Annotated in this window: 21 protein-coding genes; 10 read left to right on the top strand and 11 right to left on the bottom strand. The window is 38.6% G+C overall.

Going from position 1 to position 24,026, the window contains the following annotated elements; translation table 11 throughout:
- Positions 1 to 132: 132 nt before the first annotated feature.
- From HMAT_RS04585 to HMAT_RS04595, 3 genes are all read right to left on the bottom strand, one after another.
- Positions 133 to 774 carry a GNAT family N-acetyltransferase gene (locus HMAT_RS04585; protein ID WP_104381613.1) on the bottom strand — a complete coding sequence of 214 codons (642 nt, stop codon included), beginning with the start codon at positions 772 to 774 and terminating at the stop codon, positions 133 to 135.
- 224 nt (positions 775 to 998) lie between these two features.
- Positions 999 to 2,060, bottom strand: a complete 1,062-nt coding sequence (locus HMAT_RS04590) for a serine protease (RefSeq protein WP_104381614.1) — start codon at positions 2,058 to 2,060, stop codon at positions 999 to 1,001.
- A 156-nt stretch (positions 2,061 to 2,216) separates the two neighbouring features.
- Positions 2,217 to 3,425: an MFS transporter gene (locus HMAT_RS04595; protein ID WP_104381615.1), complete on the bottom strand. Its 1,209-nt coding sequence runs from the start codon at positions 3,423 to 3,425 to the stop codon at positions 2,217 to 2,219.
- 67 nt (positions 3,426 to 3,492) lie between these two features.
- On the opposite strand from HMAT_RS04595, the gene HMAT_RS04600 reads away from it, so the two are divergent.
- The 3 genes from HMAT_RS04600 (at position 3,493) to HMAT_RS26950 (ending at position 6,078) form a co-directional block, all read left to right on the top strand.
- On the top strand, positions 3,493 to 4,992 hold the full coding sequence (locus tag HMAT_RS04600; protein WP_233789106.1) for a PLP-dependent aminotransferase family protein: 1,500 nt from the start codon (positions 3,493 to 3,495) through the stop codon (positions 4,990 to 4,992).
- A 269-nt stretch (positions 4,993 to 5,261) separates the two neighbouring features.
- Positions 5,262 to 5,819, top strand: a complete 558-nt coding sequence (locus HMAT_RS04605) for an N-acetyltransferase (protein WP_104381616.1) — start codon at positions 5,262 to 5,264, stop codon at positions 5,817 to 5,819.
- Positions 5,797 to 6,078: a hypothetical protein gene (locus tag HMAT_RS26950; RefSeq protein WP_158655618.1), complete on the top strand. Its 282-nt coding sequence runs from the start codon at positions 5,797 to 5,799 to the stop codon at positions 6,076 to 6,078. The genes HMAT_RS04605 and HMAT_RS26950 overlap by 23 nt, the downstream gene beginning before the upstream one ends.
- Here the strand turns inward: HMAT_RS26950 and HMAT_RS27685 are convergent.
- Complete coding sequence (locus tag HMAT_RS27685; protein WP_104381617.1) at positions 6,009 to 6,236, bottom strand: DUF2711 family protein; 228 nt, start codon at positions 6,234 to 6,236, stop codon at positions 6,009 to 6,011. The genes HMAT_RS26950 and HMAT_RS27685 overlap by 70 nt on opposite strands.
- 503 nt (positions 6,237 to 6,739) lie before the next feature.
- On the opposite strand from HMAT_RS27685, the gene HMAT_RS04615 reads away from it, so the two are divergent.
- Both HMAT_RS04615 and HMAT_RS04620 read left to right on the top strand, forming a co-directional pair.
- Positions 6,740 to 7,477 (top strand): SDR family oxidoreductase, encoded by a 738-nt coding sequence (locus HMAT_RS04615; protein WP_104381618.1) that lies wholly within the window; start codon positions 6,740 to 6,742, stop codon positions 7,475 to 7,477.
- Positions 7,478 to 7,505: 28 nt separating this feature from the next.
- Complete coding sequence (locus HMAT_RS04620) at positions 7,506 to 8,420, top strand: AraC family transcriptional regulator (RefSeq protein ID WP_104381619.1); 915 nt, start codon at positions 7,506 to 7,508, stop codon at positions 8,418 to 8,420.
- A 17-nt stretch (positions 8,421 to 8,437) separates the two neighbouring features.
- Here the strand turns inward: HMAT_RS04620 and HMAT_RS04625 are convergent, their stop codons facing one another.
- Positions 8,438 to 8,719 (bottom strand): hypothetical protein, encoded by a 282-nt coding sequence (locus HMAT_RS04625; RefSeq protein WP_104381620.1) that lies wholly within the window; start codon positions 8,717 to 8,719, stop codon positions 8,438 to 8,440.
- An 891-nt stretch (positions 8,720 to 9,610) separates the two neighbouring features.
- Between HMAT_RS04625 and HMAT_RS04635 the strand changes: the two genes are divergently transcribed.
- The 4 genes from HMAT_RS04635 to HMAT_RS04650 all read left to right on the top strand — a co-directional run bounded on the left by HMAT_RS04635 (position 9,611) and on the right by HMAT_RS04650 (position 11,621).
- Positions 9,611 to 9,859: a hypothetical protein gene (locus HMAT_RS04635; protein ID WP_104381622.1), complete on the top strand. Its 249-nt coding sequence runs from the start codon at positions 9,611 to 9,613 to the stop codon at positions 9,857 to 9,859.
- 426 nt (positions 9,860 to 10,285) lie between these two features.
- Positions 10,286 to 10,786, top strand: coding sequence for a hypothetical protein (locus HMAT_RS04640; RefSeq protein ID WP_104381623.1), 501 nt, complete (start codon positions 10,286 to 10,288; stop codon positions 10,784 to 10,786).
- Positions 10,787 to 10,898: 112 nt separating this feature from the next.
- A complete protein-coding gene (locus HMAT_RS04645; protein WP_104381624.1) occupies positions 10,899 to 11,366 on the top strand; it encodes a GNAT family N-acetyltransferase in 468 nt (155 codons plus the stop codon).
- A gap of 18 nt (positions 11,367 to 11,384) precedes the next feature.
- Positions 11,385 to 11,621 (top strand): hypothetical protein, encoded by a 237-nt coding sequence (locus tag HMAT_RS04650; RefSeq protein ID WP_104381625.1) that lies wholly within the window; start codon positions 11,385 to 11,387, stop codon positions 11,619 to 11,621.
- Between the two features lie 50 nt (positions 11,622 to 11,671).
- On the opposite strand, the gene ilvD is transcribed toward HMAT_RS04650, so the two are convergent.
- Both ilvD and HMAT_RS04660 read right to left on the bottom strand, forming a co-directional pair.
- A complete protein-coding gene (gene ilvD, locus HMAT_RS04655) occupies positions 11,672 to 13,360 on the bottom strand; it encodes a dihydroxy-acid dehydratase (RefSeq protein WP_104381626.1) in 1,689 nt (562 codons plus the stop codon).
- A gap of 10 nt (positions 13,361 to 13,370) precedes the next feature.
- Positions 13,371 to 13,940: a Crp/Fnr family transcriptional regulator gene (locus tag HMAT_RS04660; protein ID WP_104381627.1), complete on the bottom strand. Its 570-nt coding sequence runs from the start codon at positions 13,938 to 13,940 to the stop codon at positions 13,371 to 13,373.
- Positions 13,941 to 14,282: 342 nt separating this feature from the next.
- On the opposite strand from HMAT_RS04660, the gene HMAT_RS04665 reads away from it, so the two are divergent.
- The gene (locus tag HMAT_RS04665) at positions 14,283 to 16,259 is read left to right on the top strand and encodes a TlpA disulfide reductase family protein (RefSeq protein WP_104381628.1); all 1,977 of its coding nucleotides are present in this window, start codon (positions 14,283 to 14,285) and stop codon (positions 16,257 to 16,259) included.
- Positions 16,260 to 17,054: 795 nt separating this feature from the next.
- Here HMAT_RS04665 and HMAT_RS04675 read toward each other — a convergent pair.
- Genes HMAT_RS04675 through HMAT_RS04690 form a run of 4 tightly spaced genes read right to left on the bottom strand, consistent with a single transcriptional unit; the run spans position 17,055 to position 23,853 of the window.
- Complete coding sequence (locus HMAT_RS04675) at positions 17,055 to 18,782, bottom strand: IPT/TIG domain-containing protein (protein WP_104381630.1); 1,728 nt, start codon at positions 18,780 to 18,782, stop codon at positions 17,055 to 17,057.
- A 4-nt stretch (positions 18,783 to 18,786) separates the two neighbouring features.
- Positions 18,787 to 20,478 (bottom strand): IPT/TIG domain-containing protein, encoded by a 1,692-nt coding sequence (locus tag HMAT_RS04680; protein WP_104381631.1) that lies wholly within the window; start codon positions 20,476 to 20,478, stop codon positions 18,787 to 18,789.
- Positions 20,456 to 22,162, bottom strand: coding sequence for a hypothetical protein (locus HMAT_RS04685; protein ID WP_104381632.1), 1,707 nt, complete (start codon positions 22,160 to 22,162; stop codon positions 20,456 to 20,458). The genes HMAT_RS04680 and HMAT_RS04685 overlap by 23 nt, the downstream gene beginning before the upstream one ends.
- 5 nt (positions 22,163 to 22,167) lie before the next feature.
- Positions 22,168 to 23,853, bottom strand: coding sequence for a hypothetical protein (locus HMAT_RS04690; protein ID WP_158655619.1), 1,686 nt, complete (start codon positions 23,851 to 23,853; stop codon positions 22,168 to 22,170).
- Positions 23,854 to 24,026: the final 173 nt, after the last annotated feature.

A 24,026-nucleotide genomic window follows, 5' to 3' on the forward strand; every position in this document is an offset into this window, starting at 1 on the left:
AAACAAAGAGCAAATTTATGCGATCTATACCTCCTATAATCTGAAAATAAAAGACGGGGTAATTTCACTGTTAGCCCGATTTGAGGGCACGGGAAACAATGCCTTCGATTTTTATCTTGAATTTAATAGAGATTAGCCAGGAATAACAATTGATGTGTAAAGACAATCAACCTGCCAGCCCAAAGATTGATATAGTAATTTTCCTTGTTCTGTCGCTACCAAGAAATTTTTATGAATACCTTTAGCGATCGCAATTCGTTCGAGTTCTTTCATCAAAAACGTCGCTAGACCTTTTCTTCTGTGATTTTCTTCCGTTGAAATTCTATCATAGACAGCCAAATCATCTACAATAATGAGTCGCCCTATACTCGCTAAAGCCCCATTGTGAGCTACTATTTTAACAACTGTAGTTGAATTATAGTGATCAAATTCTATCCTGTAACCTTTGGGTAGTTCTGTATCCGGAATATCCATCGGATAAATACAAGACATCATGTACCCTTGTGGTTGAATTACCCATCTTTCTGAAATTTTACTCTTGGCTTCGCTAAGCGCGGCACAGACTTTCAAGAAAACCCAAGTTTCATGAATGGTTTCTGAAAGCTCAATAAAATCATCATTAAGTTCTTGAAAAATATAGCGGGCCTTTTGTCTCTCATAACCAACATCAATTCTATAGCCAGATTTGAACCTGGTCGGCGGTGCTAACTCGCGGGATAATGCCCAAGCATCAAGCCACTTCGCTAACGTATCCAAAGGAATAAATTTTCCCATTTTTTTAAGGAGTTATTGTTTAAATAAACATTATATTTTAATTATTTTTCCCTGTACGTATCTTGTCAAAGTAGGTTGCAACGAGTTTTCTTTTACGCCTGAAAAGTATGATTTCCGAAATGATTTTAGCAACGGTCCAACATAAACACCTGTTTGTGTTACATACTTTTTGAGGGTTTACACTACTCCAAATTCGATACCATTTTTTAGATGGTCTGCAATTTTTACAATTCGCCACTTATGAAGGGTCTTAATTTAATTTTGTCAGCTTCAGATAATGTATTATAGAGTTCCACCATTTTAGATTGGATATAGGCTGTCTTCACTACCCTGGTGATTTTGGGAGCATTTTTCTTTTCGCTCGCTCTCACCATAATACCCAATAATTGTCCGGCTGAATTGAACACCCCACCACCGCTCATACCGGCTATGGTCTGAACTTCTATAAAAAACTCTGCTTCCGGACGATAGGGAATATCACCTTCGGAGTCTCCGGCAGAAATCAGTTTCTGGATGATATCTCTTGCTTCTATATCCGATAGTATTTTCCCGTAGACTACGGCTCCATTTGGATAACTAGCTCTATCCTGGGGATATCCGACAGCGATGGCTTTTTCACCTGCGACCGGAATGCTCCAGGTTTCAAGTGCAGTTGTGCGATCATTTGGGTCATACAATTGTAGCTCCTCAGCTGTCTGTACGAAATCAGGATAACGGGGTAACGGCCCTCTTTTGATGCGTTGATTGTCGATAACACCTAGGTAAAAATCTTCGGAAGGTGCTATCGTGGTGTTGGTGGCCTTTGGAGAGATATCGAAATGCATAAGGGGAAAATCAGCTATTAGTATGTCCCCCAAATTGATATTTCCGTTAATTTGAGGAATTTGTGAAGTTTCGAAAATACCGATATTTTCTGCCAATAGATCAAAGAATTCAGCATCCCTCGATCTCCAGCCAGATAGGTTGTAAACATGATTAGCACTTATATACAGCCCAATAAAATAATTATTTTTTCTGCTCCAGATTGTTTTCGAGGCTGGTCCTCTGGTTCCTACGCTACCTCTTATTTTATGCAGTAAGTCAATCAGGCTTCGATCATTCCCCTCTAATACATCTTCCATCCTCGGGATTGTCGATGTGTCTTTAGCATCGTTCGGAGCATTATCTTTGTTACAGGATTGAAAAACAAATCCAACGAGTGCAATAAAAACAATTATGGCTGCACTGGTATTAAAACTTTGTTTCAATTTTTTATAGATAAAAGTATAGATGGTTGATTTTTTCATAACTTTTTAAAAGGTTCGTTAATAATAAGTCCCGATCTATTTAGTACGAAATAATACGGTAAAACGCTACTTCTGATAGTACAGTTCTTACTTTACAGCCTCATAAAAATGTACATATCAATAAAATTGAAGGTACGAAATGATTAATCAGAGAAGTTATTTTTCATTTTTGAACGTAAGAACGGATATCACTGCGCCTGCTGCGGCGCAAAATCCAAAGACCTGAAAACTTTGGTTGATACCAAGATTTATAATGAGACTGAGTATCAGGCTTCCGAGTCCATAGCCCATGAACATGACAAATGCGAATAGGCCGATCGCAACCCCTTTGCGCTCAGAAAGTGTCGTAATAATTGCTGCGAAAAGAGGATGTGTCATATCAAAGGCCAGGGAAAGGGTGGCAACCAATAGACAGGAAGCCATTAATGGATATTGCATTGACAGGAGTACAACGGATAATGCCCCGAGGGTGATTCCTATTGGGATAATCTTGTTACGTCCATATCGGTCAGCCATTTTCCCTAAGTATGGTCCTAAAAAAAGACCAGGTATTCCGTATCCCAGCAGCGCCAACCCTACACCTTTTTCATCAAGCTGATAATTTTTAAAAAAGAAATATCCGGTCCATGCAAAGATACCGCTATGAAACATGGAATTCAGCAGCACAAAAGTATAGGTGCGGCGCGCTCTTGGCAATTTGAGTATGTCAAAGTATGCAGTGATCATATTCTTGAATGACCCTGTATTTTGATGATGTTGCTGTAGAAATTTTTTACGCTTAAAAAGAAGAAACACCAAAATGATTATTCCCAGCGTTGCAACGATCCAAAATAGCGATCTCCATCCCACATAGGCAGTCAAAAGTGCTCCGGCACTTGAACCAAATGCTGTGCCCGCCGCCATGAAACCAAAAAATAGGCCCAAGGCATGTCCTCTTTTCTCATAGGGAAAACGGTCGCCGATCCAACCTATGGTTGTAGGAGCGACTCCACCGGCAATAAGACCTGTCAGCAACCTGAGAAAGATAAGCTGATCAATGCTGTTTGCGAAACCAGTCAAGGCCGTTATTACAATGAACCCGGATAAAGAAAAGACAATCACCGGAAATCGTCCATATCCGTCTGACAAGGGAGCATAAAACAATGTCGAAACCCCATAGCTCAACAGATATGCCGGTTCGATAAAACTGACGTGCTGTATTGTAACATGAAAAAGTCCGGACAGCTGGGGAAGAATAGGAGCAACCATGAATCCCTGAAAAAAGATTATGAATGTTCCCAGAGAGAGAATCGCTACCAAGAAGAAAGAAGGAATCTGAAGGTCTGGTGAACCAATATTTTGTCCGATATTTTTAGTTGTATTCATTGTATTATTTAATTAGCAAGTTAAAACGATGCGTGAGTTTTTGCTCAAGATGGTTATTGGTTGAATAATGATCTCTTCTTTAGAACTCTTTCAATCTTTGGTCAAAATTAAAAAGATTATCTTTGCGGTACAGGTACAGTTAAAATCAAAACAACCGATACAGATGAAGGCCTATAAGTTTGAAATATTTACCAATGAAATCGAAAAAAATATCAAGAACGGTATTTTCAAGCCTGGGCATAAGTTGCCATCGGTCAGGGAAATAAAGGAAAAATATCAGCTCAGTTCCAGTACTGTACAGATGGGCTATGAGCATCTGTTACTTAGCGGATCGGTTGAAAGTATTCCAAAATCAGGCTATTACGTTCGCAATACGCTTTCAAAAGCAACACCCGTCACAGGCTTGCAAAAACCTGTTATAAGAGATGCTATTTTCAGCAATCATCTTGCACTCACCACTTCGCTGCGGATGGGCAGGAAAATTTCGGAATTCAATGTAGCTGCTCCCGGTGACCTCATTATCCCGCAAAAGTTATTGCTAAGGACGATGCAGCAGGTGATCAGGGAACAGGGAGCAGGTCTATTGCGCTATTATCCGACAAGTGGGCTCCTGGCGTTGAAGGATCATATTGCCAAGCGAGCTGCCTCTTACTACACCATGATCAGCACTGATGAACTGCTCATCACGGATGGAGCATTGCAGGCGCTATACATTGCTCTTTCCGCGACATGTGAGCGGGGAGACGTGATCGCACTGGAAAGCCCGTCTGTATTTTCTGTACTTGAAGTCATCAGGGTGCTCGGGCTCAAGGTTATAGAGATTCCTGTTGATCCGGTGCTTGGTTTTGATGTTGAATTTTTCAGAAAAGCCATTGAGGTAAAGACGATAAAGGCCGTGGTCGTTACCCCGAATTTTCATAATCCAACCGGAACCTTATTAAGCGATGAGAAGAAAATGCTGCTGCTTAAAACTGCCCAGCAACATAATGTGGCTGTAATAGAAAACGATATTTATGGCGACCTGTATTTTTCTGGCCAGCGGCCCAATACCATAAAAAGTTACGATGAGAGCGGACTGGTAATGACTTATTCATCCTATGCAAAGACATTGGCTCCCGGGATCAGGCTCGGATGGCTGAGCTCTGGTAAGTTTACAGAGCGTGCCGAGCAGATAAAATTTGCACTGGGAAGCAGTGTTTCGCCACTGTATCAGGAAACTGTAAGCCGTTTGATAGCAGGCAGCAGTTATGATCGCCATTTAAGGTCCTTCCGCATGCAACTGGCAAAAAATGCGCACTTCGCCATTAATCTGTTGTCTGCTCATTTTCCTGAGGACATCGCTATGGCTACACCTTTGGGGGGATATAATCTTTGGGTAAGGATGCCACAAGATATCGACATGAAATTCTTTTACGAGCTATGTGAGGAAATTGGTGTGCGGTTTACACCCGGGTCTACATTTTCATTTTCTGCAACCTTTGACCAATATTTCAGGCTTGTTTTTGCAGATACCTTCACTCCAAAGCGGATCGAAGCGATCAGGCAGTTGGGAAAGCGGCTCAGTTAAATTCTGCATCGGTTTATCTTACCGAATCTGAATCCCTGAATCCCGCATGTCTTCCATGTTTTTGTATAAAACCATGGAATACACTGTAATTGGCTAATACTATTTACCTAAAAACACTTAAAAAACTTAGAAAACGGCCGACGTTTAGGGCATAATCCATGTTCTACCGATCGGTGAAATAAAACCATCTGTACTGGCTGTATTTACATCATGTGTACTATTGCTATTGATGTATCCTTCATAAATTTGTTTAAACTTTTAAGGAAAAAATGAATATAGTTACCAAATTTGCACTTGCCACAGATGAATCAGTAGATATTCTACTGGAATTGATAAAGGAGCTAGCAACAGAAAAGTTCAGTTCAATACTTGATAAGGCATCTGTTCAGTTGTACATAGAGAAATATTATGATAGAAAATATTTTATCAGTGAAATAAACAGCATGTCCAACCAATGGCTTGTTGTATATGTCGATGATAAGGCGGTGGGCTATGCAAAAGTTACTTCCAGAGGCAAGGTGCCACAAGCACTTAAAGAAAGGCGCTCAATACGGATCGGTGATTTTTCGATCCTTCGGAAATTTTCCCAAGACGAGATCCGTGAATCATTATTTCAGAAATGCTTTTCCATAAGTAAACATGTTGATGGGATTTGGATCAATGAATATCTTGGTAATCCTATGATAGAATTTTTTGAAAACAAAGGGTTCTTGAGAGAGGCCGGGCCATGGGAATTTGACGAGATTGCTTTACCATCTGTCTGCCTGATCTATATGAACGATTCGAAACAAGAAAGAACAGCTTATGGTAGAGGCGGTAATCTTTGATATGGACGGCCTATTGATCGATGCGGAACCATTTTGGAGAATTGCTGAAAGAGAAGTCTTTGGAGACTTAGGTATCCAGGTGACCGACGTACATTCATCGATCACAAGCCGTATGACCACAAGCGAAGTGACAGCCTATTGGTATAATTTTAAACCTTGGGAGGGTAAGGCTTTGGCGGAGATCGAGCGTCATGTTATTGAAAAGGTGGGAGAGCTTATTGATAAGCATGGGGAAATAATACTTTCGCTGTCTGCATAATTGTTAAGCTTTTCCATGAGGTCCGGTCTTGTGAAATTTCGGTTTAGCACACCTGTTGAAGTCCTTAGAGCCGTATTAAGTTCCGCATAGTCCGTCAGGGCTGGGCCATTCACGATATTTTTCGAAGGAATTGCTTTACCCTTCCTAAAAATCTTCATCGGCGGGGTATCGGTTATTGTCGTAACTATAGATATCCCTATTCGCTTCGGGAAGTTTTTTTAATAAATCAATCTCCTTCAGCGCTTCTTCATGCGATAGTAACCTAGCTTTTTTTAGATTAGCTTTATCAGTTTCCTTTCTGTCAAGTTGAAAGAATGGGAGAAATGCGATGAATACGCTGTCATAATGATTTTTGAAATGCTCTTTTATTGCCCTTCATAAGGGTATAAACTTTTCGTCGTCAAATATGTTTCCCATAAGATATTGGTTAAGTATGAATAGCCTTTATTTCAAATCCAATATATATAATTTTATAAAAACTTGAAAATGATTGCAGTCGCTTTAGGATGACCAGCGAATAATAGACAGTTTCGTCTCATATTTCTTAGCCGAATTTGGAATTTAAAATGATAAAAATTGTTTTGGCTTAGCAATTTCTCATTTTGGCTACGTCCTGAGAAAACGGTTTTCAGAACTTTGTTTCATCATTAAATTTAAAGAAATGAAGAACGTATTTATTACAGGAGCGAACAAAAGTATTGGTTACGAGACTGCTCGCCAATTGATACAGAACGGGTATTATGTTTATTTAGGAACCCGTAATTTGAAGAATGGCCAGCAATCCGTTGAAAAGTTAAAATCAGAGGGGTTGCGTAATGTTGAAGCTATCCAGATCGACATCACGGACCAAGCATCGGTAGATGCGGCGCGAAAAGAAATTGGCGGAAAAACAGAAATATTAGATGTTCTTATTAATAATGCAGGAATAAGTGGCGGGATGCCACAGAAACCAGCGTCTGTAGATCTTAACGTTTTGCACGAAGTGTTTAATGTCAACCTCTATGGAGCTGTAAGAACCACAAAGGCATTTATCGATCTGTTGAAAAATTCTTCGCAACCACGTATAGTTAATGTGACCTCCGGTATGGCATCCATGACGCTCTGTAGCAATCCTGATTTTCAATACCGCGATTATGTTGGCGGTATTTATGGCCCATCAAAAGCAGCACTCAATATGTACACGATTGCACTTGCCCTAGAACTGCGCGACACAGCGTTTAAGGTAAACGCTGTTGACCCAGGTTTTACAGCAACAGATTTTAACAACCACCGGGGTACAGGTCGTGTTGAGGAAGCAGGCAAACGTATTTTGAAATATGCTATGATCGGGGAGGAAGGACCGACAGGGAAATTTATATCCGAAGAGATCAACCCAGAAACTGGTATAGTTGCTTTTTAGACATAAAAAAATCGGTTAAATTTATAACATGGAAAAGGAAGAAGGCTTACTTCGCAAATTTAAATCTTTGTCAGACTTTCATCGGACGTTGGGGCAGGTGATGCCCTTTCATCCGATGGTGAGCCTCATTGATATCGGTGTTAATCATATTGATCCGGATGAATCCTTTACCTCGTTTATGACAGATTTCTATCAGATCATATATAAACCGGATATGCAAGGAAAGGCAAGATATGGGCAAAGTTACTATGACTTCGCCGAAGGAGGATTGATATTTTCAGCTCCGCATCAGATCTTCGAAGCCCCACCACGTAGTACCAAATCAGGTTACGTTTTATCCATTCATCCAGATTTTTTATTATCCTATCCGTTGGCAAAGAAAATAAAACAGCATGGATTCTTTTCTTATGCCACCAATGAGGCACTTCATCTATCTGAACATGAAAAGCAAACGATCATGTCAATCTTTAAAATAATTGATGATGAATTAAAAAGCAGGATGGATGAGTTGAGCCATGAGGTAATTATTTCCCAGCTTGATTTGTTGCTGAATTACTGCAACCGTTTCTACAAAAGGCAGTTTATCACGAGAAAAATAGTAAATAACGACCTTTTAATTAGAATGGAGGACTTTTTGGATAATCATTTCAATAGTATGGAACTATTGGGCAGGGCACTGCCGACCGTACACGATCTTGCTGAACACCTGAATACATCCCCAAGTTATTTGAGCGATATGCTTCGCTCCTTGACCGGGCAAAGTGCTCAACAGCACATACATAATAAACTGATTGATAAAGCTAAGGAAAAGCTGTCCACTACCGAAAGTTCCATTAGTGAAATCGCATACCAGTTAGGTTTCGAACATCCACAATCATTCAGTAAATTATTTAAGGCAAAAATGAATGTATCACCATCAATATTCAGGCAGTCTTTTAACTGATACTTTTTGGCTCATCACTATTTTTGACCTTTTTCAATTATTTCCAGTTTCATTCCAAAATCTTTATCTGCTTTAATTGATGCTTGTTTGTCAGTCAGTATAATGCCCGAATAATTTTCAAGGTGACCATCCAGAAACATTCCATCATGCTCTTCGATACAGGATTCCGACCGGTCAAAATCAAATTTGATGCTCGTGTCCAATAATGCATTCAGTTCATTAGAAAGTTGAGTTTCCACAAGTTCTCGTAGTTTCGAACCCATAGCACATGAAAAACCATATTTATTAAACTGTTTCATGCTATGGCTTATACGTTGAATTTACAAGGCTGGGCTATCAATCTATGGCTAATATTTTTTATTATTAAATTGCTAACGGGTGGAGTGGAAGTGCCAAATTGATTATTAGCTTAGTGCCTTATGATTTTCTTTTTAGATATAGACGGTGTCATGGTACATGCCAATCCACATAGGCATATAGAGTAGGTAACCAATAGCTTCTATGTATTCAATAACGCTGCTGTAGAGACATTTAATACTATATTCATTGCAAAAGAAGATCAAATAAAAACAAAGAGAATCTCATATTATGATAAGATTAGAGATACTGTAAAAAAACTTTAAAGATTTGTTAAAATAGGAGATGGTTACCGGGGAGTATAGCTTGAATTATCTTATTTTATCGATAACGCTTAATGTTTGAATACGCACGGATCTGAAAAGAAACCCGGCGGATTGTAAATATAATAACACTATCATTTTTATTTTGTATATACTTGAATAAAAAACCTTTATAGAAATTATGAGAATCACTTTTTCGATGGAGTATTAGGAACCGAAAAATTAGGGATACTCAAGGATCCTAAAATGGAACTAAATTTAAATACACACAATGGACATAGTAAAACACATCCAACAACATTATGAAAGCCTAGGCGCAGACCTTAGAAAACTTTCAACCGAACAAAAGGCGAAATTGAAGTTAGCTGTATTTGGTTTTTACTTTCTGTTACCCAATTTTGAAGAGGTTTTAAAAAGTATATCCAAATTGATATTGATAAAAACAAATTACTTGCTGACATTAAAAATAAAAATGTAGAACATTATCGAAGAGCGATTGAAAAAAGCAACGCTGAAACCGATGAATATGCAGATGATTTTGAAGAGGCCGAACCTATTGAAGTTTTTATATTGGAAGCCTTTGCTGACGCCACGTCCGACTTAGATGATGTAAAAAGTTTAGAAAGATTATTTTATGGAATTATCAACGCATTGGATTACTATGAAAATTTTTCAGATAGTCCTGAATATTGGAATAATCTCTTAGAAAAAGAACTTACCTTTCAAACGGAAGTATTGAACACGTTAAAAAGTCATGATACTTTTGATATTTCCATTTATCAAAAACAATATATCAATGTATCGTTTGACGAACTTTAAAACTACAAAAGCTTTACTTGTTACCAAAATAGCTAAAATATGATCAAAAGGAGATTTTGAAGCATGAGCTGCCATTGATTAAAAATCTTTAAAAAGATGTAAATCGACCTTTTTTATAACAATTCAATTATGTAGTTTTAATGACCTCTTTTCGTGCAAGATCCCTTTGACTACATTAATTTTATTGGGCAGAGTCATAATTGTGAAATCATCAATATCGCACTACATGTTGGTATCCTCGAAATATTATAGCTGGAGAAAGGAGTTGATCGGGAATGGCGGATGATAAATTTAAGCGAAAAGCTACAGCCCTATTTCAAAGCTTGGTTAAAATATTATATATAATTATATTGTAGCAAACGAACCAAAAAAATATCTGGTAGAATTACTTTTTCCCATAGTAAGACATTCACTTTTAAAAATATAATGAGAAAAGTAGTATTTAAAGACATAGACGGAAAAACAAAAAAGCTGATGCTTTGTCAGGCAAAAGGCGGAGTTTATCTTTTTGGATATTACAGCTTAGGGGACAGTTCTGCAGATTGGGATCATTTCTTTTCCACGATGGAGGACGCAAGTGCATGTTGCATTGAAGAGTATGCTATCAATGAAGAGGATTGGATAATAATTGCAGACCAACCTATACATTGTCAACAAGACTTTATTATTCCAACAATGGTAAAGGGCAGAGAAGGGGGAAAGCCAGCATTTGGACATTTACAGCAGTTTATTAAAGAACAGTGGATTAATTATATCATATCAGAGAAATGTATGAGTTTTGATGGACTAACAGGCAACGAGAGATTATCTATTAGCGGACTAGTATTTGAGTATGAGAAGGCTTTAATTGACGATAAAGCAAAAGCGATAAAAATTTTGAAAGCATTACACTTTGACAAACCTTTGATTGACACAATTACTGGGTAAATAAATATAACGCGAACCAGCACCTATGGTATAAACAAATCATTATGGATACACCTCGCAACTTAAACAAACATTCAAAACAGAAAAGTGACAATTGTTGAATAGTAAAAATATGAACATTAGAAAAGCAATACAGGCAGATCTACCAAAGATAAAAAGCCTTTATTTCCAACTCTTTGAACAGTTGGCACATCATGAACCCTATTATTTGCAGACGGCACATCAGGACGAAAGTTTTTTGCAAAGAGTCATTGCCGGAGAAGATCAGTTTACAGCCTTTGTATATGAAGCAGATGGTGAGGTAAAAGGAATTGTAATTACACAATTACAGGAGAGCCCGCCTTACAATTGTTTCGTACCCTTGAAATGTATGTATTTAATGGACATTGTTGTTGATATGGATATGCGCGGAATAGGAATTGGTAAAGCATTGATTGATCGCGTTAAAATGTGGGCAAAGGAAAACGAAGCAGACTATCTGGAGTTAAGTGTCTTGTCTAAAAATACTTCAGCCACTGCACTGTACCTGCACGAGGGATTTGAGCCCTACAGTTTATCCATGAGACTAAAAATAGAATAGCTTCCTAAATATTTTAGATTGCCATTTACCAATTATATCGGTTCTAATGACTATAATTCCGGTGCTATAAACCTGAACCAAGAAGTCCTTGATCTAGGAAGAGTATATCTGGATACAAAAAGTACCATGCACGATGGAGTTGCTATTATTGCAAGCCGCAAACAGCCATTGGTTCAAAGGAAAACGAAAGTCATTTTTCTGATCAGCTTGATGACAGATCCCCAAGAAGGGGAACTTCCGTATTTCACTAAATAAATTAGAATTAGCCTATGAGGTCAATTTGCTAAACTGTAACGGTTTTATTTTCAAAAATCACAATTTAATATAGCCCCACTGCTTGCATTGCTAACCAGCTGCCGATATTGACTTAACCATTTAGAATTCAGTTTTTTTCTGACCGGAGTAAAATTTTTTCTACGCAGTTGGATCTCTTCTTGGCTAATATCAGCTGAAAGTATATGTCTGTCAACATCAATAAGGATGCGATCTCCGTTTTTTAGTAATCCAATCAATCCGCCTTCAGCAGCCTCAGGTGAGACATGTCCTATAGCTATTCCGCGAGTAGCTCCGCTAAATCGGCCATCTGTTACCAACGCTACAGAACTGCCCAATCCCATTCCCACGATCAGACTTGTAGGTGTCAACATTTCCTGCATCCCCGGGCCACCTTTGGGACCTTCGTAACGTATCACCACAACATCGCCAGCTTTGGTATCACCGGCGAGGATGCCTACTATGGCCTCCTCTTGACTATCGTAGCAAACCGCAGTCCCGCTAAATTTCTTTTCGCCCGTGATTCCTGCAGATTTTACCACTGCTCCCTGCTCTGCAAGATTTCCGAATAGAATTGCCAGTCCTCCAACAGGGCTGTATGGATTGTGTATTGTATGTATGATTGTTGAATCTTTGATCGCTGCATTTGCAATCTTTTTGAATAACATTTCGCCACCGACCGTCATATTATCCAGAAGGACATTGTTGCTGCGCTTGGTCATTTCGTTCATTACAGCATTTACGCCTCCGGCGCGATGGACATCTTCCATGTGAACGGTACTTAAACTGGGCGATATTTTTGCGATGTGCGCTACTTGATCTGATATTGAATTAATGTCCCTAAGCTGAAAATCTATATCCGCTTCGTGCGCTATAGCAAGCATATGAAGGACGGTATTGGTACTACCGCCCATGGCCATGTCTACCGCAAAAGCATTCTGGATGGCTCTTTCATTGATGATATTTTTAAGTTTGAATTGTTTGGAAAGCTGATCGTCTTTGGCGATTTCACAGATCCTCCTGGCTGATTCCCGATATAGATTTTCGCGTTCCGGTGTTAATGCCAGTATGGTACCGTTACCGGGTAATGCAATACCCATAGCTTCCATCAGCGTGTTCATGGAATTTGCTGTAAACATACCCGAGCAGCTACCGCCACTGGGGCATGCATTACACTCGATGTCTTTGAGCTCTTCGTCACTAATTATGCCTGCTTCGTGTTTGCCCACAGCCTCAAAAGCTGTAGACAGGTCAATTGCAGTACCATCTTTGGTATATCCTTTTCGCATGGGGCCTCCACTAACAAAGATCGTGGGCACATCTACGCGTAGTGCACCCATAATCATCCCGGGTACAATCTTATCGCAGTTAGGGATAGCTATCATCGCATCCAATTTGTGCGCATTCATGACGCTTTCAATTGAATTGGCGATCAACTCTCGGCTAGGGAGCGAGTACAACATGCCATCGTGCCCCATAGCGATACCATCGTCTATACCGATTGTATTAAACTCAAAAGGAACACATCCATTTGCCCTGATTTCTTCTTTAATGATTTCTGCCACCTTATTCAAAAAAAAATGTCCGGGTATAATTTCGATAAAGGAATTGGCCACTCCAATAAAAGGCTTATCAAAATCGTAATCATTTACGCCTGTGGCCCGAAACAGGGCTCTATGGGGAGTACGTTGGTATCCCTTCTTTACTTCGTCGCTTCTCATTTTTTATTAGTTAGCTAGTAGATTTTAGCCTACTTAGTGTTTCAGGTGATATCGCTAGATAAGCCGCCAGGTTAGCATTAGACAAACGCTGTACGAGTTCAGGATTATTTTTCAATAGATCGCGATAGCGTTCTTTAGCGGTTTGGGTTAATAAGCTGCTAAGTTTATTATTTATAACAGTTAGCCCATATTCCAGGATATAAATATAAAAATTATCCCAGCCAGGCATATTTGCTCTCAAGAAGTTAAAGTCGGTGTTGCTGATGCTGAGCACCTCCGTATCTTCTACGGCTTGGATAAATTCTGTAGCTGGCTGTCTAGAAATGAAGCTGACGATAGAGGTCAAAAAAGTATGCTCAAAGGCCATAAATCGGGTTGCCGTTGATAGTTCGTCATTGCGAAAATATAGACGCAAACAGCCCTTGCCAACAAAGAAAAGATCATCGGCAATGGATCCCTCGTCGAGAAGATGGTCATTTTTCTTTATCGATTGCTGTTTAAAATAAGTTAGGGCCTCCGCTAACTGCTCTTCGGTTAACGCCACTTTTTCACGTAACAATTGTAAAAGTTGCTCTCTCATCGCTTATTAATTTATATGTCAAAGATGCAGTTTATATTAGGATATAGTTGTTGACATTGGTCAAAAACGTCAACGATTTATAAAATTTTTAGCTTCCTTTTGAGTGTAAAAATAAGAGTGACTCACAGGCGTCCAGTTGTTCATCTCACTATTGCGGTAGGGCTGTGTTTGCACAATTAGTTTATGGAGTGTAGGCAGAATTGAAAGTACCTCAAAATAGAAGTTTTTAACCCTGAAAATAAGCACTATATTAATTCAATGCGTTTGACGTCTAATTTAATATTATTTAACATTACAACATAAGTATATTATCTATATTGTATTCGATAATAAACCTGTATTATGAAGAAAGTAATATTGCCTTTTCTGTTGACCTTGGTTTCGACTGTTTTTCTTTCAGTTTTTACTTATGCACAGCAGATCAAATCCTATAACGTTGATCAGCAGATTATTAAAAATGGGCTGCCGGCAGGTTGGTTCTTAGCAGAATCCCGAGGCTATTCTTTCTCCATTGAAAGACATAGCAACTACGTCGATAAGACACAGTTAAAAATTAGTAGTGTACGCGATAGCAATGGGTATTCAGGTGTTTTGATGCTGAATATCCCTGAAAACCTAGAAGGAAAGGAAATTGCTTTCGAAGGGAAAATCAAGACAGAGAATATAACTCCTGATGGTTTCGCAGGATTATTTCTCCAATTAAAACCCAAAGTTGACGTCGAGAATATGGAGTCCCAGAAATTGAATGGAACGCATGACTGGGAAACATTTGGTGTCAGGCTTAAATTAAAACCAAAAGAAACACGAAGTATTGCCATTGGAACTTTTATCGTTGGGAAGGGGACAGCCTGGTTCGCCGATCTTACCCTTAAAATAGATGGTAAGGATTATACTAAGGCGCTGCAATACCCAAGCATAAACAAAGGAGATACTATTTATAATTTCAATTCGCAGTTGAAAGAAATTTCACCGACCACAGATAATATTGTTAAATTAGCTCATACAGCTCAGATTCGGGGAGAGGTTTTGGCGCAAAATCCCGGTCATGCCATATTAATGGGAAATATTAAAGGCAATAAGGGAGAGGGGGCGACACTTTATAAACCCGACGAGATCAGTGCTTTAATCAATTATAAGGACAGCCAGTTTATTCCGACCGATAGTACTGGACATTTTTATATCAATATTTTATTGGATAAGGCGACTTATTTTGATATAGGTTTTAATACTTTGTATATTTCACCTAACGATTCCATCCATATGATCATCGATGGAACTTATCCGACACGTTCCGAGTTTAGCGGTATTGGGGCGGAGATACAGAATTATCTGAAAGGGAATCCTCATTATAAGGGTGCTTCTTTTTTGGAAGGCGGAGACAGTGTTCGTCGTAAACTGGAAGACAACTTGGATTATGTTTTGTCTTCGGAAAAGAAAAGAAATATGGACCTGAAGAAACTGACCAATACCTCTAGCTCATTTCAATATATTGAAAAAGCTCGGACAAAAGCCAATGTCATAAATAGTTTAGCTGGCTTAAGACAACATTATAAAAGAATGTTCAATAAAAAGGAGCGTATAGATTCTATTCCAGAGCTTATTGATTACGATTCCAAGGTTGTTCCTGTTATCAGGCAATATTCATCCAACTTCTTAGATAAAGATTTTTTAGGTTTAATCAATTATCGGTACATTCTTTATACGATCATAAAATACAATGAAAGCAATAAAAAAATAGAGCCAATACTTGAATGGTCCAAGTTTAACGAACTGAGTTCTGGAATTGACAAGGCAATGAAAACGAGTGATGAAGTGCTTTTAAATAAGCTAAAAAACGATATTAATGGCATGTCAAACCAAATATATCGAAATGCCGTTTTAAGTAAATTTTCATCCGTTTCAAGTCTAATGAAGGGAAATCAAGCTTCGGATTTCGATTTTGAGGATGAAAAAGGCAAGCGTCGAAAACTTTCTGAATTTAAGGGCAAACCTATTTTTATTGATCTATGGGCTACTTGGTGCGTGCCTTGTCTGGAACAAAAGCCAGAATTCGAACGACTTGCAGTGACATATAAAAATAAGGCTGCCTTTTTGTCTATATCATTGGATAATGATAAAAATAGATGGTTGAGCTTTTTGAAAAATAAGAAGTTAATTGCTTTTGAAGGGTGGAGCAATTTTCGATCGCTTTCGATGTATAACGTAGTAGGTATTCCTAGGTATATCTTAATTGATAAAGACTTCAATATTTTTAATTTGGATGCTTCAACTGATTTTTCAAAGGTAATTAAAGAATATTTTAGTATCGAAACAAAATAGCTAGTACAAATGCCCATTTCAATAACTTACATAATTAGGATAGTATCAAATGAGAAAACGTTATATAGTTATCCCAAAAGATAAAGGGCCGCAGAATTATTGGGCTAAGCCTTTTGCACTCCTAAACGAATTCGTTCAGCAAGATTGATATCTTCAATATTTACCTTATCGTGCATTATGATATCTCGATTTTAGTGTTAACCAAATTTCGCTATTTGAAACGAATTCTCCAAATTTACCACCCTGTCTAGTCCGGGTATTAAATCCATGTTATCAAAAATCAACCAGCGATCACATATCGGAATATAGATGTTAAACAGGTTTTTTAAACCACGATGATATCGTCTTTCTATAACATCAGATGGAATATTGTGTTCCCCGTTTTCTACTCTTTTCTTTACACGTTGTATAGCTAGTGAAGGTGAATCGAGCCAAAAATAGAGTAAAGTGACTGAATAGCCCATTTTTTGAGCATCGATCACTAAATTTTTATAGCTTTGAGTGGACAGCGTTTTTTCAAATGCAAATCAACTTTGGACTTTATTAATTCCGCTATACGCTCCAAAATAATTCGTCCAGCTGATACAGCTACGCTTTGTGGTGAAAGGAGAAATACCTACTGCTATCTTGTGTCGGCATTTACAAATTCCCTGCAATCTAAAATCTCAGGTAGAACAGTATAACTTGCAGTTGTTTTTTCTGCTCCATTGCACCCAGAGATAATGTAGATATTTGGCGTATGCAGATTTTTTGTCAAAATAGGGAAAAAATTGAACATATTTAATACTCTTTATTTTATTTTGCCTCAAATTTTTGTGTTGCTACCACTTCGCCGCTTGGAATGTAGTACATCATCCGTATAGGTACTAGACCTTTCCTTATAGTGATAGGTACATATATTTTGACGGACGTGTTATTGTATGAAATTACTTTTGCAGGTACATCACCTACGAAAACATTTACCATGCTGTACATATTTGCAAATCCCTTGCCTGTGATCGTTAGGATATCTCCAGCATATCCGCTAGCCGGTGAAAAGCTATCGATACGAATACCCGGTACATCAATTATTTCACCTTCATCAGGATAAACAGGGTAGTAATCACCGCCACCAATGCCAACTTGAAATCTTTCTTTCCCAAAGTTGGCATTCCAAAGTTTAAATTTTAACATCGAATTCTTTGCAGCACCACTAAAGATCTCAAAGTCATTTATCTTAATAACGTAGTTGGTATTATCTAAAAAATTTCCTTTTAGCGTGATTTCATCCCCGATATAATAGGGCATTTTATTTTGGATCTCATATTTTAACTTCTTAATTTCTATTGGTTTTGTAAGTACAATATTGCCGTATTGTGGGGTATTAATAGTTATTTTGTAACTACCATCGGGCAGATTGGGCATTTGAAAATACATGCTATCTGGACCATAATAGGAAAGTCCAGAAGAAAGACTATCACCTACAAAGATTTTCATATTGTAATAATCCGATCCAAAATACCGGAATAAATCGGTGAATCGCATGGTATTCATCTGTCTTGGATGCGCAACAATATTTGTCGTTTCAAAGATGTCTTGATTGGGGCGGATCAATTCAAGCTTTTGTTTGGCAATAATTGTATCTACACCATTATAATACCCCAAACGGATAGACTGTTGGGTTATATTAAGCCCAGAAAGGTTTATTTTGCCGTTGTCATCGAAATACGATAGACTTCTGTTGCTGATAATAAGGTTAAAATTTGAAACGCCCCAATGGAGGCCATAACTTTTGAAAGGAATATCATCACCAAAATAATGAGGGCCATTCACGCTGAATTCTACCTTTCCAAGCAGTTTGATATTAGCCAGGCTTTGTTCTCTTGAAAAGTTTGAGTTCGGCCCGTTGTTAGACTTGCTGACGAGAATTGTCATGGTCTGGCCATGATTCCCCAGATCTTTAGGAATTAAAATATCTATTGACTCATTGTTGCGTTGCAATATACTGAGTTCCCTTTGGGGGTACATGTTGCTTACCTTTACTATATTGTAGTTGTTCAGCTGCTTAAAATTTCCTGTTAGACGGAGCGTGTCACCCAAGGTGATCGGCAATACACTTTGCTGATCTACCCAAAAGTCCTTAACCGTGAAAGATATGGCGTCACTTTGGTATAACTGTTTTTCAGTCTGTATATAGTAATAATAGGAATAATAGGCATCGAGCTCAAAAACCGATTTGGATTTATACTCCAAATTAATTGGTCCAGCTTTCACAGTCTTTCCAAGCGATACCTTTTCAGGATTGCTATTGTTTACCCCCATGATCATAAAACCATGGTCTAAGATGACTTCATCATTTAGATACTGTACCTCGGCATTTAGAGTCACAATTGATGCCGTAACATTGCCTGCTAGAAGAGCCTTTATCTGTATTGGTTTGGTATCAGGGATGATTTCTTCCTTCGTGCTACAACCTAGCCATGCAAAGCCCATCACTGCGTAGAGAAAGATCTGAAAAAGAGAATATCGGTTAATTTTCTTCATAATATTACAGGATTTCAATGTATTGGTTGGTATCCAAATACTTATTATCGTAATTGAAATTTAAGATTATTTTATACTTTCCAGCAAGTAAAGTATACGGTGGAGTCACCTGGAGCGTTTCACCATCTACATGTGACGGAAAGATTGCATAGTTGTCAAAAAAGACCGTATAGACATCATTCAATCCTTTCCCTTTGATCGTTATATTCCCACCAACCGAAACAGTTTTCTGGCTAATACTCGTAAACTGGGGCTCCAATATTTTTAGGTCCTGTTCGAGAACACCCTCCATCTGTAATTTATGGTTGCCCGGGGCTGCCTGAGGTATCACGATATCAAGCTCAGTGGCTGATTTTGCTTTATAGGCTTCTACAGAATGGGCCAATGCGACCACATATGAACGTCCGGCTATAAAGCTCCCAGTCAAGGTCATTTTATCCAGAAGATATACTTCTTTCCGAGGTAATGGGTTGAGTGCAATTTTTTTTACCGTGATCATGTTACTGCTTTTGACTGTATACATCGGCGATACAAACTCTAGTGCGTATTGACCTTCAGGTATATTATTCATACTAAAATGCAGATATTGCTGAAAAAAAGGATCAATAATCTTATGGTTTCCCAATCGAATCTCAGGGAGCGAACCACCATAGTATTTGTAAAAATCAAAATTATCAATAAAGATCGATTCATACGGGTGGTAACCATTGGGCTCAAACTTAAGATGGGACAGGGAGGGGACTTTGAGTTGTAGCGGTTCGGCAAATTCCACCACTTCATTCCCATAATCAATTGCCCACTTGATCTTATTACCCGTAAATGGCCCAAAGTCGGCAAAGGTCAAAACAGGGGTATATTCAACGGATTTTCCATTCATCACAACTTTAAGAGTTCCCGTTACTGGTTTTTCGATACCGATGCCACTGAGCGGCAATACATCACCATAATAATAGGTATTTGGCAATGGTGTATTGACGGTTCCCAATAGGTTTACTGTTAATAGTTTTCGTCTATATTGGTTTGATCCATTCTCCTTTTTATGAAGCAAATAAATTTCCAGCGACTGACCATGATTTTTATTGGTAGCAGGAAGTATAAAAGACAGCTCCGAGTTATCTTTAGAAATTTCAAAGGGCACGGTTTCACTAGATTCAGCTCCTAAGCTGATGAGGTAGCTACTGTTCAGCTGCGCGAAGTCCCCCTTTATCCTTGCCTTTTGACCTATCTTCGCATAGCGTATATTATCCTTATCAATTTGAATAAGGTCTACTGAGAAGCTATTCTGTTCGCCCTTATAGAAGGCTTTTTTCGTTTTCACATACAAGCTAAATCCATAGGTCTGACCCACTACAAAGCTGGTTTTTGCTTTGTAACCATAGGCGACCTTTCCAACTTTGGCAGATTCTTTTCCCATACTGATCTCAATCGGGTTTTGTGGGTCCTTACTGAGATCATAGAGCATAAAACCCATATCCAGGATCTCTTCTTTGTTGAGGCTGTTGATATTTCCTACAAACTGGATTTCATTTACCGACATTATCTTCGCTTCCAATGTCTCCAATTCGATTGCCACTGAATTGCTATTGTCGATCGTTTTTGTTTTTTCACAGGATGCTAACGTCAGGGCAATAAGAAAGCCACAATAGCGTAAGATGTTCCTGTACGTTATCAGGTTAATAGAGTTCAAAATAGTCATCGCTCTGGTATAGTTTTTCGTTCATATAATAATTGATCCGTACTTTCCCGGTTCCATTTATCCTTGGGATCGAAAAAGTGACCTTATTGTTATTGATGATCACTGGTCGTAAGTCCTGGTCACCCAACATAAACTTGCTGGCGTAGGCTATTCCTTTGCCTTCAATGGTCAGGATATCGCCTGACATTCCGCGTTTAGGATAAAAGGTGTCGAAAGTAAATCCATTGGACGTGAAATTTAACGCCTTATCAATAATTACATATTCATCATAGGTCTTAGGATAACCAATCCTGACGGTCTTCACCAGATCAAACAAATTAGTGATCTGGAATTTCAGCATACCATTTTCAGCTATGCCATTCCCTATACTTTTTCCGTCCTGATCAAATATCACATAAGGTTTACCGGCAATAAAATTCCCCTGAGCAGTTACTGTCTCTCCCCAAAAACCGCCCGAACGGTCCATTGTTGTCCAAGCTAGTTCCTGAACTTTTATTTTTTGCAGATATTTATACGTGTAGAAGCGACTTTTTATGACTAGATCATGTTCTCCGATGGGAAGTTGAGAAGCTGCCATGCTGAGTTGATGGCTCCGATAATCGTATCCGCCTGTGATAGACTTTCCACCTATGGTCATCTCCATTTCGGGGAAAAATAAAGCCATGTCTCTAGATTCAAGTGAAAATTCCCCACTCGGATGTATCGTTGTTTGAGACATATGAGCATCCATCTCAGTAGCTGAAACTAGTTGTAGGGGTTCCTTAAAATACATTGTATCTTTTGCATTGCAATAGCCAATCCGAAAACTGGTTCCCTTTAATGTCTTATGGTCAGAGAGTATGATGAAAGACGAAAATGGAAGGACAAGATCATTGATCAAAATTTTAATTCGACTATCATTTTCATGCAGCCTTCCGAGGTTAGTAGATGACATTAGGATAATATCGGATGGATAGAACTGTTTTTTCTCCAATGGATCCAGCTTAGGCAAAAATTCAATCGCTAACACTTTTTGTTGGTAGACATTGGGATTTTCTCCTTTGCGCACCAGAGATACTTCTATTTCAGTACCTTTATTTAAATTGAGCGATGGGCCAATCTCGAAACGCAACGATTTTTTGTCCTCGCTTTTTACATAATGGATGTCAAAAAGGTCAAATGCTCCCGAAGCCTTCAATCTATAATCGGAATCCAGTCCTTCAAAATTACCCGTTACAGTAATCGTTTCTTTACCGTAAGCATATTTTTTAGGCTGGCTGTCAAAAGCAATATTATTTAGCGTAAAGCTACGTTCAGCACCTTTGTAAAATGCGTTGTTGGTTTTTATATAAAAATAATAGTTATAACTGATTCGCTGTTCGAATTTTTCGGTAGGTTTTAGCAGTAAAGATGTTTCCCCAATTTGGGCATTCTTACCTATACTATAATTTTTTTCAGTGGATTTTTTACCATTGGCGTCGATTTTGGTTACCATAAAGCCAGCATCCAAAATGGTTTCCTTATTTAAGCTCTTTACGTTGGCCAGCAGCGTGACCTGATTGGCATTGATGCCGGAGAATGAACCAGTTTCAATAACAGTTGGCTCCTGACTGATTGCTTCTTCGTTGGGCAAGGGCTCTTTGTCGCCACAAGCAGAGAAAGCGCATATGATTATACTTATAATCAGTGCATATAGGTGTTTCATCTCTATTAATATTTTAGCTCGAAAAACTGTTCAGAAGTGAACCATTCTCCATTTTGAAAAATTGATATTTTATATTTTCCAGGTAGGATGTACATGGGCATATAAAGATAGGCATTCCCATAGTCATCAATCGTTGGGAAAAGGACGTTCTCACCGATGTGGACAGTAGCGCCTCTTAAATTCTGCCCCTGCAAGTTTATTTTAGTATTGTAGTTACCGCTCAAAGGTGAAATCCCAGTAAATGTTGCTTGCTTTATCGCAACTTTAAGATTGGTATCGACCCAGATGGTGGGGGTCCAGTCGTCGCCGTATCCAATTTTTACAATTTCGAATTCCTTTGTATTTGACATGGCATACACATCTAGACTTCCATTGCGGGCAATGTTACCATAGGCGGATCCTCCTTTTTCAACCACTGTATATCGTTGACCTTCCATAAAGTTGCCAAAAACCTTTACTAGGCCCATTGGCTCCACCGGTCCCACACCCATCCCTGTAGGTTTGAGTTTTTCAACACGGAGTTTTTGCGTGCTTGTATAGTTATATATATCTGTAAGAATTTCAATAGGATAGCTACCTTCAGCAACGTTTCCTATCGTCAGATTGTCATCTTGTCCCCATAATATTTGTAGCTGTGCTGCTTTACCTCCAAGATTTACCCTTGACTTATCCCAACTCAATGGTAAATATAGATCTAAATTTGCTGCATCCACACGGAGGGTACTTCCAGGATGGGCAAAGGTGTTATAGAACTGAAATGCCGATTCAGAAGGGATATTCAGTTTTATTTTTTTCGGAAAGATAATCGTATCGGCACCATTAAAGTAACCTATTCTAAATTCATTTCCACTTTGTCCGCTCAATAAAACGCTTAAATGATATTCGCCACTGTAGGGAAGTATTTTATTGCCAATGATGATCTGGAATGGAACTTCTGTATTCGAGCTCAGGCCCAGACCATTAAAGCGGATGACATCTACATAGTTATATGCATAAGTTTCTGGGGGCAATAATGTTCCAAGGACAGAAACTTTTGCCAGGAATGAGGACATAAACCTGTTGTCCGCCAGAATAAAATCAATTTCATTACCGTGCTTTAAATTTTGCGGTACAGCAAATGAAATACTTGTTTTGTTGGCATTCAGCGTATAGGGGACAGGATCTGCAGCGATGGAACTCTGAGAACGCATATAGATACGAAAGGTGTCATCAAGTTTGGCAAAATCGCCAGTTACGGTCAGTTGCTGCCCTATAGTCACTCTGCTATCCTCAAGCGCTTTTACTTTGATAGGAGTGGGTACAAATTCAATTGTATTGGCCCAATATTTTTTATCTTTTGTTTGCGCATAATATTGGACGCGAAACGGTTGGCCGCTAGGAGGAACCGTCAGATTCTCTGTCAATAAGCTATTGTTGCCGGCCACGGCCTGGGCTGTTATTTTTAGCCAAGTCGTATCAGCAGCATTTAGACCATTTGAGCTTATCAGTATAAAACCGTGTTCCGTAACTTTTTCACTGTTAAGTGCCAGTATACGTCCCAATAATTTAGTACCCTGCGACCCCATACTTTCCGGTACAAGCGTCTCCAGTTCAATCGCTTTTTGGATAGGTTCAACTTCAGGATCGGTGGTTGATTTTTTACAAGAAATTAATAGACAAATAATGGCTATTATGGCAATAGTCCTTTTCATTAATAAGTTAATTTGAACAAAAGTAAATAATTTTATGAAATTTTCAGATGAAGAAAAATAAAATTTATCCTGCAGTAGGATCATGTAGACAGATCGTCATTTATGGTTTTATAACCTGTACATTTGGTTCTGTTAATATATTGAATTATGGGCATGAAAATCTAGTGTCTTTC

It is taken from the genome of Sphingobacterium sp. HMA12 (genome assembly GCF_002933815.1).
In the GTDB taxonomy this organism is placed as follows: Bacteria; Bacteroidota; Bacteroidia; order Sphingobacteriales; family Sphingobacteriaceae; genus Sphingobacterium.

What these genes read in the sequence shown, in the direction of transcription:
- HMAT_RS04585 (WP_104381613.1), bottom strand. Translation starts at nt 774, where the DNA reads ATGGGAAAATTTATTCCTTTGGATACGTTAGCGAAGTGGCTTGATGCT.
- HMAT_RS04590 (WP_104381614.1), bottom strand. Translation starts at nt 2,060, where the DNA reads ATGAAAAAATCAACCATCTATACTTTTATCTATAAAAAATTGAAACAA.
- HMAT_RS04595 (WP_104381615.1), bottom strand. Translation starts at nt 3,425, where the DNA reads ATGAATACAACTAAAAATATCGGACAAAATATTGGTTCACCAGACCTT.
- HMAT_RS04600 (WP_233789106.1), top strand. Translation starts at nt 3,493, where the DNA reads ATGATCTCTTCTTTAGAACTCTTTCAATCTTTGGTCAAAATTAAAAAG.
- HMAT_RS04605 (WP_104381616.1), top strand. Translation starts at nt 5,262, where the DNA reads ATGAATATAGTTACCAAATTTGCACTTGCCACAGATGAATCAGTAGAT.
- HMAT_RS26950 (WP_158655618.1), top strand. Translation starts at nt 5,797, where the DNA reads ATGGTAGAGGCGGTAATCTTTGATATGGACGGCCTATTGATCGATGCG.
- HMAT_RS27685 (WP_104381617.1), bottom strand. Translation starts at nt 6,236, where the DNA reads ATGAAGATTTTTAGGAAGGGTAAAGCAATTCCTTCGAAAAATATCGTG.
- HMAT_RS04615 (WP_104381618.1), top strand. Translation starts at nt 6,740, where the DNA reads ATGAAGAACGTATTTATTACAGGAGCGAACAAAAGTATTGGTTACGAG.
- HMAT_RS04620 (WP_104381619.1), top strand. Translation starts at nt 7,506, where the DNA reads ATGGAAAAGGAAGAAGGCTTACTTCGCAAATTTAAATCTTTGTCAGAC.
- HMAT_RS04625 (WP_104381620.1), bottom strand. Translation starts at nt 8,719, where the DNA reads ATGAAACAGTTTAATAAATATGGTTTTTCATGTGCTATGGGTTCGAAA.
- HMAT_RS04640 (WP_104381623.1), top strand. Translation starts at nt 10,286, where the DNA reads ATGAGAAAAGTAGTATTTAAAGACATAGACGGAAAAACAAAAAAGCTG.
- HMAT_RS04645 (WP_104381624.1), top strand. Translation starts at nt 10,899, where the DNA reads ATGAACATTAGAAAAGCAATACAGGCAGATCTACCAAAGATAAAAAGC.
- ilvD (WP_104381626.1), bottom strand. Translation starts at nt 13,360, where the DNA reads ATGAGAAGCGACGAAGTAAAGAAGGGATACCAACGTACTCCCCATAGA.
- HMAT_RS04660 (WP_104381627.1), bottom strand. Translation starts at nt 13,940, where the DNA reads ATGAGAGAGCAACTTTTACAATTGTTACGTGAAAAAGTGGCGTTAACC.
- HMAT_RS04665 (WP_104381628.1), top strand. Translation starts at nt 14,283, where the DNA reads ATGAAGAAAGTAATATTGCCTTTTCTGTTGACCTTGGTTTCGACTGTT.
- HMAT_RS04675 (WP_104381630.1), bottom strand. Translation starts at nt 18,782, where the DNA reads ATGAAGAAAATTAACCGATATTCTCTTTTTCAGATCTTTCTCTACGCA.
- HMAT_RS04680 (WP_104381631.1), bottom strand. Translation starts at nt 20,478, where the DNA reads ATGACTATTTTGAACTCTATTAACCTGATAACGTACAGGAACATCTTA.
- HMAT_RS04685 (WP_104381632.1), bottom strand. Translation starts at nt 22,162, where the DNA reads ATGAAACACCTATATGCACTGATTATAAGTATAATCATATGCGCTTTC.
- HMAT_RS04690 (WP_158655619.1), bottom strand. Translation starts at nt 23,853, where the DNA reads ATGAAAAGGACTATTGCCATAATAGCCATTATTTGTCTATTAATTTCT.